Below are 15,494 nucleotides of genomic sequence, written 5' to 3'. Positions count from 1 at the left end.
TGAAAGAGGTTGAAATTAATGTCAAAGATTATTGGTATTGATTTAGGAACAACTAACTCAGCAGTTGCTGTTCTTGAAGGAAAAGAAGCTAAGATTATTGCTAACCCTGAAGGAAATCGTACGACTCCATCAGTTGTGTCATTTAAAAATGGTGAAACACAAGTTGGTGAAGTTGCAAAAAGACAAGCAATTACAAATCCAGATACAATCGCATCAATTAAGCGCCATATGGGTGAAGCTGGTTATAAAGTAAAAATTCAAGATAAAGAATATACACCACAAGAAATTTCTGCAATGATCTTACAGTATATCAAAGATTATGCAGAATCATATCTTGGTGAGGATGTTACACAAGCAGTTATCACTGTTCCTGCATACTTTAATGACAGTCAGCGTCAAGCAACAAAGGATGCTGGAAAAATTGCTGGTTTAAAAGTTGAAAGAATTGTCAATGAACCAACGGCTGCCGCTTTGGCATATGGTCTTGATAAGACTGATCATGATGAAAAAATCCTAGTGTTTGACCTTGGTGGTGGAACATTCGATGTTTCTATCCTTGAGCTTGGCGACGGGGTGTTCGAAGTACTTTCAACTAATGGTGATACATTCCTTGGTGGAGATGATTTTGATAACAAAATCATGGAATGGTTAGTTGCAGAGTTTAAGAAGGAAAATGGTATTGATCTTTCAAAAGATAAAATGGCTATGCAACGTCTAAAGGATGCAGCTGAAAAGGCTAAAAAGGACCTTTCTGGTATTACAAGTGCACAAATCAGCTTACCATTTATTACAGCTGGTGAAAATGGTCCACTTCATTTGGAAAAGACATTAACACGAGCACAATTTGATAACTTAACAGCTGATTTAGTTGAAAGAACAAAAATTCCAGTGCGTAACGCTTTGAAGGATGCTGGACTTTCAATGAGTGAAATTGATGAAGTTATTTTGGTTGGTGGTTCTACACGTATACCAGCAGTTCAAGCTGCAGTTGAAGCTGAAACAGGTAAGAAACCTAACCAATCAGTTAACCCAGATGAAGCAGTTGCTCTTGGTGCTGCTATTCAAGGTGGGGTTATTACTGGTGATGTTAAGGATGTTGTTTTGCTTGATGTAACACCATTATCCCTTGGTATTGAAACAATGGGTGGTGTGTTTACAAAATTAATTGATCGTAACACAACAATTCCAACAAGCAAGTCCCAAGTATTTTCAACTGCTGCAGATAACCAGCCAGCCGTTGATATTCATGTTTTGCAGGGTGAACGTCCAATGGCTGCAGACAATAAGACACTTGGTCGCTTCCAGTTAACGGATATTCCAGCAGCTCCTCGTGGAATCCCACAAATCGAAGTTAAGTTTGATATTGATAAAAATGGGATTGTAAATGTATCTGCTAAGGACTTAGGAACAAATAAAGAACAAAAGATTACTATTAAGAGTTCAACTGGTCTTTCAGACGATGAAATTGATCGAATGGTTAAGGAAGCTCAGGAAAACGAAGAAGCAGATAAGAAGCGTAAAGATGAAGTTGACTTAAAGAATGAAGTTGATCAATTACTCTTCACGACTGACAAGACATTATCAGAAATAAAGGACAAGGTTTCTGAAGATGAAATCAAGAAGGCTGAAGAAGCGCGTGATGCTTTAAAGAAGGCTCAAGATGAAAATAATGTCGAAGAAATGAAGACTAAAAAGGATGATTTGACGAAGATTGTTCAAGACTTATCAGTTAAATTATATCAACAAGCTCAAGAAGCTCAGGCCAAAGATGGCGGAGATTCTGCAGCAGCTGGTACAGAGGATAAGACTAATGACGATACAGTTGAAGGAGACTTCAAAGAAGTTGATCCTGATGACAAAAAATAGTCGTTAACTGATAAAAAGTCAAAGACCAGGTTTTGGACTTTGGCTTTTTATTTAGCTATTATTATGTTACGCTAAGCTAAACAAACATCTTATTATGATGGAGGGTAAAAATGGCAGAAATCAGAAATCCGTATGAGGTTTTGGGTGTATCCAAAGATGCCTCTGCCGCTGATATTAAGAAAGCTTATCGTAAGCTCTCTAAGAAGTATCATCCAGATTTAAATAAAGAACCAGGTGCAGAAGAAAAGTTCAAAGAAATTAACGAAGCATATGAGATTCTTAGTGATCCCCAAAAGAAAGCACAGTTTGACCAATATGGGTCGACTGGTGGACAACAAGGTTTTGGTGGATTCTCTGGTCAAAATGGTGGTTTTGGTGGTGGATTCAGCGACTTCGGTGGCGGTGGATTTGAAGATATTTTCAGTTCATTTTTTGGTGGTGGCGGTTCTGCATCACGAAATCCTAATGCACCTAGACAAGGTAGAGATTTACAATATGAAATGGATTTGACTTTTGAAGAGGCAATCTTTGGCAAGAAAACAAGTATCCAATATACAAGGGAAGCTTTGTGTAAGACTTGTGATGGTAGTGGAGCTAAACGTGGCACGACTCCAGAGAATTGTTCACGTTGTGGCGGTAGTGGTGTAATCCGTGTTAAGAGATCAACACCGCTAGGTCAGGTAGTTACGCAACAAGAATGTGATGTGTGTCACGGTACAGGCAAGATTATCAAGGAGAAATGTGAAACTTGTCATGGTGATGGCCACGTTCATGAAAAACATGAAGTTGAAGTCTCAATTCCGGCTGGAGTTGAAGATGGAAATCAAATGCGTCTGCAAGGTCAAGGTGAAGCCGGTGAAAATGGTGGACCTTATGGAGACTTGTACGTTATCTTCAATGTTGCTCCAAGTAAGATTTTTAAACGAGATGGGGCCAATATTTTCTTCGAAATGCCAATTAGTTTTGTACAGGCGACATTAGGAGATGAAGTCACTGTTAAAACTGTTCACGGAGATGTACAGATGAAGATTCCAGCTGGGACGCAATCAGGAACCGTCTTTAGATTGCGTGGCAAAGGTGCCCCTTATCTTCGTGGCAATGGCAATGGAGATCAACAGGTTACTGTTAAGATCCAAACTCCTAAGGGATTAAATCAGAAGCAAAAAGAAGCTTTACGTAATTTTGCAGAAGCCAGTGGAGAAAAAATTCAGAATGAGTCAATTTTTGATAGATTAAAGAAACACAAAAAATGATAGATTAGGGTCTAGCTTAATTTTTAGTCTTACTAAATTTAAGCTAGGCTTTATTTGTGTGTTATTTTTTGGTGCGTTGTATTTAGCTTGATGGCTTGCTATAATTAAGTTTAAGAACATTTCGAGTAAGAAAGTAGGAATTAATGCATGGATGTTGAATTATTAAAGGAGCGCCAAAAAAGAATTCGTAATTTCTCAATTGTAGCTCATATCGATCACGGAAAATCAACTCTCGCAGATCGAATCTTAGAATTAACTGAGACAGTATCAAAAAGAGAAATGCAAGCTCAGCTTCTTGATTCCATGGAATTAGAGCGTGAACGCGGAATTACCATTAAGTTGAATGCTGTAGAGCTTAACTATCACGCTAAAGATGGTAAAACTTATATTTTTCATCTGATTGATACACCGGGCCACGTGGACTTCTCCTATGAAGTTTCGAGAAGTTTAGCTGCATGTGAAGGTGCAGTTTTGGTTGTTGATGCGGCACAGGGGGTTGAAGCACAAACGTTAGCTAATGTTTATTTAGCTCTAGATGATGATTTGGAAATTGTTCCTGTAATTAACAAAGTAGACTTGCCTTCTGCGCAACCTGAAGTTGTTCGGCAAGAAATTGAAGACGTGATCGGACTTGATGCATCAGAAGCAGTTTTAGCGAGTGCGAAACAAGGAATTGGAATTGAAGAGATGCTTGAAAAAATTGTTCATGATATTCCTGCCCCAGAAGGTAATCTGGAAGGTTCACTGAAGGCACTAATCTTTGATTCTGTCTATGACGACTATCGTGGTGTTGTTTTAAGTGTTCGTGTTTTTGAAGGAACTGTTAAGTCTGGTGACCGAATACGTTTAATGAACGGCCAAACGGAGTATGAGGTTGTTGAAGTGGGTGTTAACTCACCTAAGCCGATTAAACGAGACTTATTGATGGCAGGAGATGTTGGGTATCTAACTGCAAGTATTAAAGACATTCAAGACACTCGTGTGGGTGATACGGTAACCAGTTCGGCTAACCCAGCTGAAAAAGCATTAGAAGGCTATCGCGAAATGAATCCCATGGTTTATTCAGGGTTGTATCCGACTGACAATGCTAAGTATAATGATTTAAGAGAAGCACTTGAAAAGCTACAGTTGAATGATGCAGCATTGGAATTTGAACCTGAGACCTCGACTGCGCTTGGTTTTGGGTTTCGCTGTGGCTTTTTAGGACTTTTGCATATGGATGTGGTTCAAGAAAGACTTGAACGAGAATTTAACATGGATTTGATTACAACTGCTCCATCAGTAACTTATGATGTTGAGCTAACTGATGGAAATCATAAAGTTGTTTCTAATCCTGCAGAAATGCCGGAATCAACTGCAATAAAAGCAATTAACGAACCGTTTGTAAAGGCTACAATCATGGTACCTAATGACTATGTAGGAGCTGTTATGGAACTTTGTCAGGCAAAACGCGGTAAATTTGTTACAATGGAGTATCTTGATGATTATCGTGTAAATGTTATTTATGTGATGCCACTGTCAGAAATAATTTTTGATTTCTTTGATAAACTGAAATCTAGTACAAAAGGATATGCATCGCTTGACTATGATTTGGATGGTACCCGCACAGGAGATTTGGTAAAGATTGATATTTTGATGAATGGCGACAAGGTCGATGCACTTAGTTTTATTGCTCACCGGGAATTTGCACCACAAAGAGCTCGCGTAATCACAAGCAAGTTAAAAGAAATAATTCCGCGTCAGAACTTTGAAATTCCAATTCAAGCTGCAATTGGAGCAAAAATTATAGCTAGAACAAACATTAAAGCATATCGCAAAGATGTTACGGCTAAAATTCATACAGGCGATCCAGATCGTCGTGCTAAATTACTAGACAAGCAAAAACGTGGAAAAAAACGGATGAAATCGGTCGGAACAGTTGAAGTACCACAAGAAGCCTTTATGGCAGTTTTGAAGACAAATGAAGAATAATAATATTTTATAAAATAAGTATAGCAGCAGTACGCTGAGTCAAGTATTAACCTTTGACCTAGCGTACTGCTGCTATCTTTTTATGTATCAAATTTAGAAAATGAATAAACTTGAAAAACCTGTTATGCAGATTCCAATCAACAATACAAATAAGTTTGTCCATACTTTACCTGCTTTGAATTTAAAATTAGCTAAAGACATAAGAATGGTTATACCTCCTGTGATGAAAAAAAGAAGATATACTTGGTTAAGGGGAAGAAAAATTTCAATCAAAAATAAACTTATTAATAATATAAGGACTCTTGAATTTCGATACCACGAAATTCTTCCAAAAAAGGTACGAAAATAAGAAAAAGATGAATTTTTTTCTAGTGAGAAATATTTGAGTATTAATAAAATTAACCAGAAAATATATAAGCCTAAAGAAATTTTTGCCATTTTATCACCTCAATTAATACTTTTGAAATAATGTTGTAAGGCGCTCCATAAATTTTGTAGTGAAACGTTTTACATCAACATTGGTAGCTACTTGTGTTGTTATTGCAGGTAAGTTTAAACGAGTCTCGTCACCAATTGTGCGTCCTTCATAAGGTTCATTTGTATCTACCTTCATATTTAAGTAAATTGTATCAAGGAGTTTTGGTTCAAGCGCAGCTGCAACAGCAAGCGGATCATGAAGTGCACAACCATTTAAATGAGGGTTTGTCTCTTTATACGCTTCAATATAGTAATCAACCAAGTCTGCATAGATGCTTCCAGATTTAGTTTTAAGATTACGCCAAATTCTAGTTTCTTGTTTAGTTAATAATGTTCGCGTGGTAACATCTAGGCCAACCATGGTCAGCTCAATATCAGACTGAAAAACTGCATTTGCTGCTTCTGGATCTTGGTGAATATTTGCCTCTGAAACGGGACTAACGTTTCCGGGAACTGTTAGTGCACCACCCATCAAAGTTACATGACCGATCAATTTTGTGATTGCTGGATCCTTCTTAATAGCAGCTGCTAGATTTGTAAGAGGTCCAGTTGGAACCAACAGTAAGTTTTTTTTATATTTGTGGGCTGCATCAATTAGAAAGTCAACACCAGATTGTTTTTCGATTTTTGTCGAGGCATGAGTAAGATTCAAATTTGCCACACCATTATCTCCATGAATTCGGGCACTGACAGGTTGGACAGTGAAGTTTGAGGTAGTGGACGAGTGTGATAGGCCCTCATAAACAGGAACGTTACTTGCTCCAAGCAATGAAAGTAGATCGCGACTATTTTGTGTACCTTGTTCGATAAGTACATTTCCATAAGATCCAATGATTCCGATTAAATCGCAGTCTTGATCTGCTATTGCGTACGCTAATGCTAGTGCATCGTCAATTCCAGTATCTAAGTCTAATATCATTTTATATTTAGCCATTTGTTGCCTCCAAGAATTCTATTATGTGTCTACGTATATCTTATCAAATAATGGTAGAAGTGACTAGATTATCTGTTACTAACTAAGCGTTTTAGTTAACTTGAAACTCTTAGGTTAAAGTAATACACTGTGAGTATTGTATAGTATACTCCAAGTTTCCTTTTATAAATTTTAAGTATAGGTGTGAGAATAATGGGCCAGATTGAACGTAGATTTGAGATTCGTGAAATAAAAAAGCAGGATGTATTAAATGCGGCAGAAAGTAAATTTTTTAAAAAAGGGTTTGCGGCAACTAGTATTGACGAAATTGCAAGTGAAGCAGAATTTAGTAAAAAAACATTATACACTTACTTTGAGAGCAAAAATCAGATATATTTTGAAATAATGTTACGTGGATATAAAAAATTGTTGAAGCTCATACAATCGCAATATCAAGAAAGTCATCCACTCAACTCTAAGCAACAATTTACTGCTTTCTGGGCAGCATTTGAGGATTTTTCAGTTAATTATAAAGGCTATTTAAGTGCGATCATTTTTTTTGAAGTCAGTGAAGACCAAATACAAGAGGGTTATAAATTAGTAGAGTATCAGCAACTGAAAAAAGAATTGATTGATAATTTAGTAGAACTTTTGTCAATGGAAAATAGTTCAGTTAATATAAAGAGTAGGTTATTGTGGCGCTTTATTTTAGGTGCAGCGCAGAGTATGTTGCACAATTCTGAAGAAAGTAAGCTGATATTGCAAAATAGTTATCAGCTGCTATCTAGTATGGTCGATGCAGAATTAAGTTAAAAAAGAGTTAAATAGTGTTAATTGAAGAAATATATGAATAAATATGTTGTCACGGGCAAGTTGAAATATTACTATTAATATAGTAATATTTCAACTATTTATCGGTTTGGGATATAAATCAACAATTTGTAGTCAATTATGGATTATGAGTAACGAAAAAGCAGATTACTTCTATAAAATTCTTAATGATACGCACATTTTATTGATTTACGTTTCACTCGCGACTTGATGAGGATGGTGAAGTGATGAGACAAAGTCTAAATGAGTTTTTGACTACTGGTTTGGCTAATCTAGGATTCGATGGGGGTTTAGACTTACTTTGGGACAAAGATGATCATACTTTTACAGTTGACATCACTTTTAGTATCGAAAAAAAGGGCCAACATTTCCTATTGGATATGACTGGTGATAGTTCTAAAGAAAATCCGATAGAATTTGTAGATTCAATCCTTATATATGACAGTACAAATCAAAAATTTAAACCAGCTTGGAGTGATGACTTTTTGGCTTGCATAGCGTATGATGGTGAGTCCGGGTGGAAGAAAGCCCGCGGGGTTGCCTTTTTAGAGTATCTAAAAGTAATATTGCTATCTGGGCGCAAAAATTTACAGCACTTTTTAAGTAATAGTGAACAGCTAGATTTTTTATTGAATTTTGAACTGAAATGGTCAGAAGAAGATTTTGAAGAATTAGTTAGAGAAAAGGAAAAAAGTGTATCAGGTATATTACCATATGAGGTATAGGAGAAAAAGTAGTTTGGAGGATTTCATTTGCGTTGGGACAAATTAACAATTATAGCTGGTAATGAATTGCAAGCACCACTTGAGAATATTCTGTTAGACCTAGGAGCACAAGGAATTGAAAATGATGATAACGATTTTTTAGAAGGTCGAAGTCAATCTATTAGTATCAGTGGCTTCTTTGAGTTGAATCAAAAGATTAGTAGTAAGATTGATTTTATTAAAAAACGTGTTGACGATCTTAAAAAATATGGATTTGACACTAGTAATACTTTTATTAAGAGTAGTGTTATAGATGATCAATCTTGGAAAAATGAGTGGGAAAAATATTATCATGCTCAAAGAATTACCCATTTTCTATCAATTGTTCCTTTTTGGGAAGAATATCATAAGCAACAAGACTCAGAAATTGTTATTAGGTTAGATCCGCAACAAGCTTTTGGAACTGGCACACATCCGACTACAGTCTTGGCTTTACAGGCATTAGAGACTTATGTGCGAGGAAATGAAGTGGTTTTTGATGTTGGAACTGGCACAGGAATATTAAGCATTGCAGCAAGCAGATTAGGTGTTAAAAGAGTTTATGCATGTGATGTTGAGGTTGATGCAATTGCATCTGCAAAAAGAAACTTGGAATTAAATAAGACAGTTACGAATGTTGAATTAGAATTAAGCAGTTTATTAGATGGAGCAAAAGGTCAAGCTGATATTATCTTAGCTAATATATTACCAGAGGTGCAGCTGTTGTTATTGCCACATGTAATAGAACACTTAAAACCACAAGGCAAATTCATTATGGCGGGAATTATTAATGAAAAAAAAGAAGAGATGGTTGCTCGAGTTCAGTCGATTGGTTTAAGGATTGTTGAAATCCTTAATGATGAAAAATGGGTTGCAATTATTGCCCAAAAAGATTAGGGGGACTAATAGATGCAACGATACTTCATTGATAAATCTAAAATAACCAATGAATTAATTCTACCAACTGACATCTATCATCATGCAATTAGAGTTATGAGAATGCATGTAGGTAGTTATTTTGAGCTTGTTTTAGAAACTCAGAAGATTGCATTAATGAGGATAACACAAGTAAAAAAAGATGAGGCGAAAGCGGAGCTAATTAAATGGGTTGAAGCCAACGTTGAACTACCAGCTTCTGTGACAATTGCTTGTGCGCTATCGAAAGGCGAAAAAGCTGAGTGGATAGTGCAAAAGGGAACAGAATTAGGTGCTAAAGAGTTTATTTTTTTTGCAGGTGAATTCTCTGTTACAAAATGGGATTCAAAAAAAGTCACAAAAAAAGTGGATCGCTTGGCTAAAGTTGCTCTTAATGCTGCTCAACAATCACATCGAACCAAGATACCGAATGTTCATTACTGTTCGAGCTTGGATGCGATAGAATTACCACGTTTTGATTATAGACTGGTTGCTTATGAAGAGTCAGCAAAAGAGGGCGAAAAAAGTAATTTATTTAAATTGACTACTTCGTTAAAAAAGCAAGTTGAAGCCTCGTTGAGTTCTGAAATTCTTGCTGTTTTTGGGCCTGAAGGCGGAATCTCTGCTAGAGAAGTAGCATATATGAATGAGAATGCTTTTGTTTTTGCGGGCTTAGGACCGAGAATTATGCGTGCTGAGACAGCTCCGTTGTATCTTCTCTCAGCACTTTCATTCGCGTTAGAATTAGGGTAGAATATAGACAATTATAATTAAGTGAGGATTTAAGATGACTTCAAAAAAAATATTTTCATTAACAACTTTATGGTATTTAGCATTTGCAACTGCTATCGCAATTGTCGTTCCGATTATCTTTAATGTTATTAATTTAACAGATGTTCAAAAATATACTTTTGCATTTTTTGGAATCAATGTAATATTCACAATTTTATCTGGGTTGATTGTAGGAATTAAGAAACAACCAATTATTTACCTACTGTTTTTCCCAGCTATATATCTTATTGGGGTTAACCTTTTTTTTGAGAGCTTTGCATATTATATTGCAATTGTTTATCTCTTAATTGGTTTTTTAACATATGGTGCGGTTAAGGATTAGCTTACGTGTATTATGACAATTTTGCTTTTGAGAAAATGTGTATGAAAGAAAAAACTTTTGTCACATTTCTTTTTATATCGGCAAAGTTTTGGCTGAGTTAAAGAAAAAAGAATAAGAGCAGCTGATTTTGGGAGTGGACATTATGGAAAAAGAAACTAACTGGAGTGCGGATGATATAATCAGAGGTGTCCAGCAATATATGAATGAAAAACATGTAGCATTGGTTAAAAAAGCTTATGACTTTGCTAATTATGTGCATAAAGACCAACATCGGCAGTCTGGTGAACCATATATTATTCACCCAATACAGGTTGCAGGCATACTGGTTGATTTGAAGATGGATCCAGCAACAGTTTGCGCTGGATTCCTTCACGATGTGGTTGAAGATACACCAGTTACTTTAGGTGACTTGGACGAATTATTTGGTAAAGACGTTGAAATAATAGTTGATGGCGTCACAAAACTTAGTAAAATACAATACAAGTCACATCAACAACAGTTAGCTGAGAATCATCGCAAGTTACTTTTGGCAATGTCAAAAGACTTGCGGGTAATTATTGTTAAACTTGCTGATCGGTTGCATAATATGCGAACTCTGTCCCATTTACGCCCTGACAAACAACGTAGGATTGCTAATGAAACAATTGAGATATATGCCCCTTTGGCAGATCGCTTAGGTATCAGCACGATTAAGTGGGAGTTAGAGGACGTCTCTTTGCGGTACCTAAATCCACAGCAGTACTACCGAATTGTTCATCTAATGAATTCGAAAAGAACAGAAAGAGTCCAATATATTGATAAAGCAATTATTGAAATCAAGAAATCAATTGCAGATTTGAATGTTGACTGTGAAATTTATGGGCGCCCCAAGCATATCTATTCAATCTATCGCAAAATGAAAGACCAGCACAAGCAATTTAGCCAGATTTATGATTTATTGGCAGTTAGAGTGATTGTGCATTCTATCAAGGACTGTTATGCGGTTTTAGGAGCAATTCATACTCAGTGGAAACCCATGCCGGGACGTTTTAAAGACTATATTGCAATGCCAAAAGCGAATATGTATCAATCCCTTCACACAACAGTGATTGGCCCAAAAGGTCAACCCTTTGAAGTGCAGATTAGAACTTCTGAGATGCACCGAGTTGCCGAGTATGGGATTGCTGCTCACTGGGCATACAAAGAAGGTAAGACTGAAGCTGTTGCTAGTAATGATACTGGAACAAAGCTCAACTGGTTCAAAGAAATTATCGAATTACAAGATGATAGTATTGACGCTGCAGAATTTGTTGAAAGTGTAAAAGGCGATTTATTTGGGGATCGGGTTTATGTATTTACTCCCAAAGGTGATGTGTTTGAGTTACCAAAGGGTGCGGGACCGCTGGATATGGCTTATTCGATCCATACTGAAATCGGGAATAAGACTGTCGGAACAAAAGTTAACGGTAAGATTGTGCCACTTGATTATCAGGTTAAAAATGGTGATATTGTTGATATCTTAACATCATCTAATTCTGCAGGACCTAGCCAAGATTGGCTAAAACTGGTACATACAAACAAAGCCCGCAATAAAATAAGACGTTTTTTTAAGCAACAAGATCGAGTTGAAAATATTGATAAGGGTAAAGAAATCATTGATGAAAACTTACTTGAAATGGGTTTTGAGCCCAAAGTTGTTTTGACAACCGACAATATTGCGAAAGTTTTGAAAAAACGTAAATTTTCGAGTGCAGATGACTTATTTGCAGCGATTGGATTTGGCGAAGTTGCACCACTTGGGGTTATTAATACTCTTACTGAGAAGATTAGAGCCGAACAAGAGACAAATCGCAAACGGCAAGAAGAAAAAGCGTTGTTAGAGGATCATCAAGAACTCACTAAGGAAAATGGACAAAATAATACGCAAAAAGCTAAGAGTGGAGAGAGCGTTGTAATTGCGGGTGTTGACAATCTATTAGTTAGATTGAGTCATTGCTGCAATCCAATTCCAGGGGATAAGATAGTAGGCTATATTACTAAGGGCCGAGGTGTCTCCGTACATCGCGTAGACTGCCCTAATGTTAAGAATGCCGAGCAAGCTGGAAGTCGTTTTATTGATGTTACTTGGAATATTGTTTCTGATGCTAAGACCTTTTATGATGCTGATTTACAAATTCAGGGTTATAATCGTTCAGGATTGTTAAATGATGTTTTGCAGGCACTCAATAATAGTACACGTCAATTGAAATCGGTTAACGGTCGAGTAGACAATAACAAGCTTGCAACAATGGACGTCACAGTTGGAATTCGAGATGGTATTCATCTGCAAAGGGTTATTGATAATATTAAGCGAGTTCCAGATGTTTACGTAGTTAAGAGAACAATTCATTAAGGAGAAGTTTAACAAGTGAGAGTTGTATTACAAAGAGTTAGCAAGGCCAGCGTTGCAATTAATGGTAAAATATATAATGAAATCTCCAATGGCTTTTTGTTATTTGTCGGCTTTGAAGAGGGCGATGGAATTACTGAAATTAAGTATTTAGTTCACAAAATCAGCCAGCTACGAATTTTTTCTGATTCGGAAGGTAAGATGAATCTCAGTATTTCACAAGTTAAAGGGGAAATTTTATCAATTTCACAGTTTACATTGTACGCGGCTTTAAGGAAGGGAAACCGACCGAGTTTTACTGCAGCGCAAAATCCACAAGCAGCAAAGGATAACTATATAATGTTCAATAAAGCTTTAGGCCAAGAGAAAATAGTTGTCAAAGAGGGAATTTTTGGTGCAGATATGCAAATAGCTTTAGTGAACGACGGACCAGTAACGATTATCTATGATACAGATAATCTTAAATAGGGGGGAGTCTATTGCGCTTAATTTCGTTGGAAAAAGAAGCTCAAGAGTTCAGTCACAAAAGAGAAAATGTTTTTGTGCCAACTACTTTTGGGGTTAAAGTAATTCGAGAACGTTTTGAATTAGAGCAAAGAACCAAAGTTTATTTGCATGAAGTAATTTCTGAGAGTAAAACTTTGAAAATCAATGGCTCTGATAATGTAGTTCATGTAATTTTACCTCCTGATATTGGGCATGAAAAAGTTCCAGTACTTTTTTATGTCCATGGAGGACAATTTATTTCTGGTGGAATTACAACACATGATAAATTAATACGAGAATTAGTTCATCGAGCGCATGTTGCAGTCGTTTTCCCAGAATATTCTTTAGCACCTGAATCTAAGGCACCCGAAGCACTTAGTCAATTAGAACAGGTATACCAAAGCTTGCCAAAGTTAGCAGAGCAATTTCCTCTAGACTTATCGCGGATAATGTTATCTGGGGATGATTCAGGTGGAACTTTAGTGACTAGTTTAGCGTACCATGTACAGCAAATTGCTGTTCATAAAATTTACAAAATTCTGTTGTTTTGTCCAATAATGAATGCAGCTTTTGATACAAACTCATATCATCAATTTGCTGGAGGCTATGATTTGACGCGCGAACAAATGAAGTGGTCATGGGAACAATATTTAACTCTCAATGTTGATCCACTAAGTAGCAAGATTTCTCCATTACAAGCAGATTTAGAAACAATTGGTGCATTACCTGAAACTTTGATAATCACTGCTGAAGCAGATGTTGTGCGTGATGAAGCTGAGTCGTTTGCACGTAAGATGCGTGATGCTGGAGGAGATGTAACACAAATTAGATTTCAAGGAACTATTCATAATTTTATGGTACATAATGCATTGGATAAAACAAATACATGCCGCTTAGCAATGAATACTGCAGTTGATTGGATTAGAAGAAGATAAGGAGAATGAACCTTTTTGGAAGATTTTATATGGGATTTTGATGGAACGCTTTATGATACTTATCCAGGAATGGTGTCTTCTTTTGTATCTGCTTTTAAAGAATATGGAATTACAGTTAATCGAAAAGCTGTTTACCGAAAAATGCGCCAATATTCAGTAGGAAGAACCTTTGACGACTTTTTGTTGGACATTTCAAATGATCTTCAAGTAAAGATTAGGGAGAAATATCAGATACTTGAAAAAAGGGCCTCTAAAAATGCAAGACCTTTTGTTGATGTTAAAGAAGTGTGTCAAAAAATAACTTTTTCAGGTGGACGAAACTTTTTGCTGACACATAGGGATAAAAAAGCAATAGAATTATTAAAAAAAGATGATTTATTGACGTTTTTTAGTGGCTTTGTGACTTCTGAGGACAATTTTCCTAGGAAACCTAATCCAGAGTCACTACAGTATTTGTGTAATCGTTATTCAATTAATCCAAAAAAAGCGGTCATGATAGGCGATCGAGTACTTGATGTAAAAGCAGGTCATAATGCGGGGATGTCTGGGTATTTATTTGATCCAGATAACTTGATTGATAATTCCGTCATTTGTGACAAGCAAGTAACGAAGATTAGTGAGATTTTATGAATCGAAAATACAATTTTATATTTTTTTAGGTACTATCATGGATTCAATAAGTTAACGTTTTTGTTGCGTACAGCTTATGATTAGATGATGAATCATGATTGATGGAGACGACTAATGAAAAACCAAAACAAGTATTTTATATACAAAAATAGGAGAAATTTATTTCTAATAGCAATTGTAATTATTCTTGTTATAATTTTAGCTGCTAAAACATTTGGATATTTGCAGCAAGTACTGATTATGACACCGAGAACTAGTCTTCGAAATGGACCTGGTACTGAATATTCAAGGAAGAGTACGCTAAAAAAAGATCAGCGAGTTACAATAATTCGAAGGAAATATCACTGGATTTATGTTAAGGATGCAACTAACAATTTTGGCTGGATTGCTGATTGGAGCTTAGCGAAAAATTATCGTAATAAGATAAACAATGTTGCCAATGCTACAATTGTAATTGATCCAGGACATGGCGGTGCTGATTCAGGTGCACTGTCTACAACTGGTAAGATGGAAAAAACCTATACTCTGAAGGTTGCACGCAAAGTGGTTGCAAAGTTGCGTGCTAAGGGCACAAAGGTTTATATGACAAGAAATTCAAATAAATATGTAGGATTATCAGATAGGTCTGCTCTTTCTAATCGTGTTCATGCTGATGTTTTTATTAGTTTTCATTTTGATTCTTCACCAGTTGCTAATGATGCGTCTGGAGTTACCACATATTATTATCATAAAAAAAGATCTTATCGTTTAGCTAAAACTATAAATTCAGAGTTTAATACTTTGAATTTAGATAATCGCGGTGTTGACTTGGGTGATTTCTTAGTTATCAGAGATAATAAATTTCCGGCGATATTATTAGAAATGGGATATATTAATAGCGATCGGGATTTTCTACAAATTAAATCTAATTCTTATCAAAATACGATTTCTTCAGATGTTGTAACAGGTTTAACAAAATATTTTGAGAACTAGTTATCTTCTTTGCAAATCTT

The 15,494-nt window shown here is 36.1% G+C and carries 14 protein-coding genes; 13 read left to right on the top strand and 1 reads right to left on the bottom strand.

What is annotated here, in order from left to right:
* The first annotated feature begins 18 nt into the window (after nt 1-18).
* From dnaK to lepA, 3 genes are all read left to right on the top strand, one after another.
* Entirely contained in the window at nt 19-1,866 is a 1,848-nt protein-coding gene (gene dnaK / locus G6O70_RS08735) for a molecular chaperone DnaK (protein WP_057868484.1), read from the top strand.
* A 110-nt stretch (nt 1,867-1,976) separates the two neighbouring features.
* Nucleotides 1,977-3,119 carry a molecular chaperone DnaJ gene (gene dnaJ, locus G6O70_RS08730; RefSeq protein ID WP_057868483.1) on the top strand — a complete coding sequence of 381 codons (1,143 nt, stop codon included), beginning with the start codon at nt 1,977-1,979 and terminating at the stop codon, nt 3,117-3,119.
* Between the two features lie 147 nt (nt 3,120-3,266).
* Entirely contained in the window at nt 3,267-5,090 is a 1,824-nt protein-coding gene (gene lepA, locus G6O70_RS08725) for a translation elongation factor 4 (RefSeq protein ID WP_057868482.1), read from the top strand.
* A 451-nt stretch (nt 5,091-5,541) separates the two neighbouring features.
* On the opposite strand, the gene G6O70_RS08720 is transcribed toward lepA, so the two are convergent.
* The gene (locus tag G6O70_RS08720; RefSeq protein WP_057868480.1) at nt 5,542-6,501 is read right to left on the bottom strand and encodes a nucleoside hydrolase; all 960 of its coding nucleotides are present in this window, start codon (nt 6,499-6,501) and stop codon (nt 5,542-5,544) included.
* A gap of 192 nt (nt 6,502-6,693) precedes the next feature.
* Here G6O70_RS08720 and G6O70_RS08715 point away from each other — a divergent pair, with 192 nt between their 5' ends.
* From G6O70_RS08715 to G6O70_RS08670, 10 genes are all read left to right on the top strand, one after another.
* Nucleotides 6,694-7,293, top strand: a complete 600-nt coding sequence (locus G6O70_RS08715; protein ID WP_057868479.1) for a TetR/AcrR family transcriptional regulator — start codon at nt 6,694-6,696, stop codon at nt 7,291-7,293.
* A 245-nt stretch (nt 7,294-7,538) separates the two neighbouring features.
* Nucleotides 7,539-8,036: a DUF3013 family protein gene (locus G6O70_RS08710; protein WP_057868585.1), complete on the top strand. Its 498-nt coding sequence runs from the start codon at nt 7,539-7,541 to the stop codon at nt 8,034-8,036.
* 27 nt (nt 8,037-8,063) lie between these two features.
* Entirely contained in the window at nt 8,064-8,951 is an 888-nt protein-coding gene (prmA, locus tag G6O70_RS08705) for a 50S ribosomal protein L11 methyltransferase (RefSeq protein WP_057868478.1), read from the top strand.
* Between the two features lie 12 nt (nt 8,952-8,963).
* Nucleotides 8,964-9,722 carry a 16S rRNA (uracil(1498)-N(3))-methyltransferase gene (locus tag G6O70_RS08700; RefSeq protein WP_057868477.1) on the top strand — a complete coding sequence of 253 codons (759 nt, stop codon included), beginning with the start codon at nt 8,964-8,966 and terminating at the stop codon, nt 9,720-9,722.
* Nucleotides 9,723-9,756: 34 nt separating this feature from the next.
* Entirely contained in the window at nt 9,757-10,083 is a 327-nt protein-coding gene (locus G6O70_RS08695) for a hypothetical protein (RefSeq protein ID WP_057868476.1), read from the top strand.
* A gap of 142 nt (nt 10,084-10,225) precedes the next feature.
* Nucleotides 10,226-12,454, top strand: a complete 2,229-nt coding sequence (locus G6O70_RS08690) for a RelA/SpoT family protein (protein ID WP_057868475.1) — start codon at nt 10,226-10,228, stop codon at nt 12,452-12,454.
* A 15-nt stretch (nt 12,455-12,469) separates the two neighbouring features.
* Nucleotides 12,470-12,919, top strand: a complete 450-nt coding sequence (gene dtd, locus G6O70_RS08685; RefSeq protein ID WP_057868474.1) for a D-aminoacyl-tRNA deacylase — start codon at nt 12,470-12,472, stop codon at nt 12,917-12,919.
* A gap of 11 nt (nt 12,920-12,930) precedes the next feature.
* Entirely contained in the window at nt 12,931-13,872 is a 942-nt protein-coding gene (locus G6O70_RS08680) for an alpha/beta hydrolase (RefSeq protein WP_057868473.1), read from the top strand.
* Nucleotides 13,873-13,887: 15 nt separating this feature from the next.
* Complete coding sequence (locus G6O70_RS08675; RefSeq protein WP_057868472.1) at nt 13,888-14,502, top strand: HAD-IA family hydrolase; 615 nt, start codon at nt 13,888-13,890, stop codon at nt 14,500-14,502.
* A gap of 114 nt (nt 14,503-14,616) precedes the next feature.
* Nucleotides 14,617-15,474 (top strand): N-acetylmuramoyl-L-alanine amidase, encoded by an 858-nt coding sequence (locus G6O70_RS08670; RefSeq protein ID WP_057868471.1) that lies wholly within the window; start codon nt 14,617-14,619, stop codon nt 15,472-15,474.
* Nucleotides 15,475-15,494 lie beyond the last annotated feature (20 nt).

It is taken from the genome of Liquorilactobacillus hordei DSM 19519 (genome assembly GCF_019443985.1).
Taxonomy (GTDB): Bacteria; Bacillota; Bacilli; order Lactobacillales; family Lactobacillaceae; genus Liquorilactobacillus; species Liquorilactobacillus hordei.
This window is presented reverse-complemented; position numbering and strand designations above follow the sequence as displayed.

What these genes read in the sequence shown, in the direction of transcription:
- dnaK (WP_057868484.1), top strand. Translation starts at nt 19, where the DNA reads ATGTCAAAGATTATTGGTATTGATTTAGGAACAACTAACTCAGCAGTT.
- G6O70_RS08670 (WP_057868471.1), top strand. Translation starts at nt 14,617, where the DNA reads ATGAAAAACCAAAACAAGTATTTTATATACAAAAATAGGAGAAATTTA.
- G6O70_RS08690 (WP_057868475.1), top strand. Translation starts at nt 10,226, where the DNA reads ATGGAAAAAGAAACTAACTGGAGTGCGGATGATATAATCAGAGGTGTC.
- dnaJ (WP_057868483.1), top strand. Translation starts at nt 1,977, where the DNA reads ATGGCAGAAATCAGAAATCCGTATGAGGTTTTGGGTGTATCCAAAGAT.
- G6O70_RS08720 (WP_057868480.1), bottom strand. Translation starts at nt 6,501, where the DNA reads ATGGCTAAATATAAAATGATATTAGACTTAGATACTGGAATTGACGAT.
- G6O70_RS08710 (WP_057868585.1), top strand. Translation starts at nt 7,539, where the DNA reads ATGAGACAAAGTCTAAATGAGTTTTTGACTACTGGTTTGGCTAATCTA.
- lepA (WP_057868482.1), top strand. Translation starts at nt 3,267, where the DNA reads ATGGATGTTGAATTATTAAAGGAGCGCCAAAAAAGAATTCGTAATTTC.
- G6O70_RS08715 (WP_057868479.1), top strand. Translation starts at nt 6,694, where the DNA reads ATGGGCCAGATTGAACGTAGATTTGAGATTCGTGAAATAAAAAAGCAG.
- G6O70_RS08700 (WP_057868477.1), top strand. Translation starts at nt 8,964, where the DNA reads ATGCAACGATACTTCATTGATAAATCTAAAATAACCAATGAATTAATT.
- G6O70_RS08695 (WP_057868476.1), top strand. Translation starts at nt 9,757, where the DNA reads ATGACTTCAAAAAAAATATTTTCATTAACAACTTTATGGTATTTAGCA.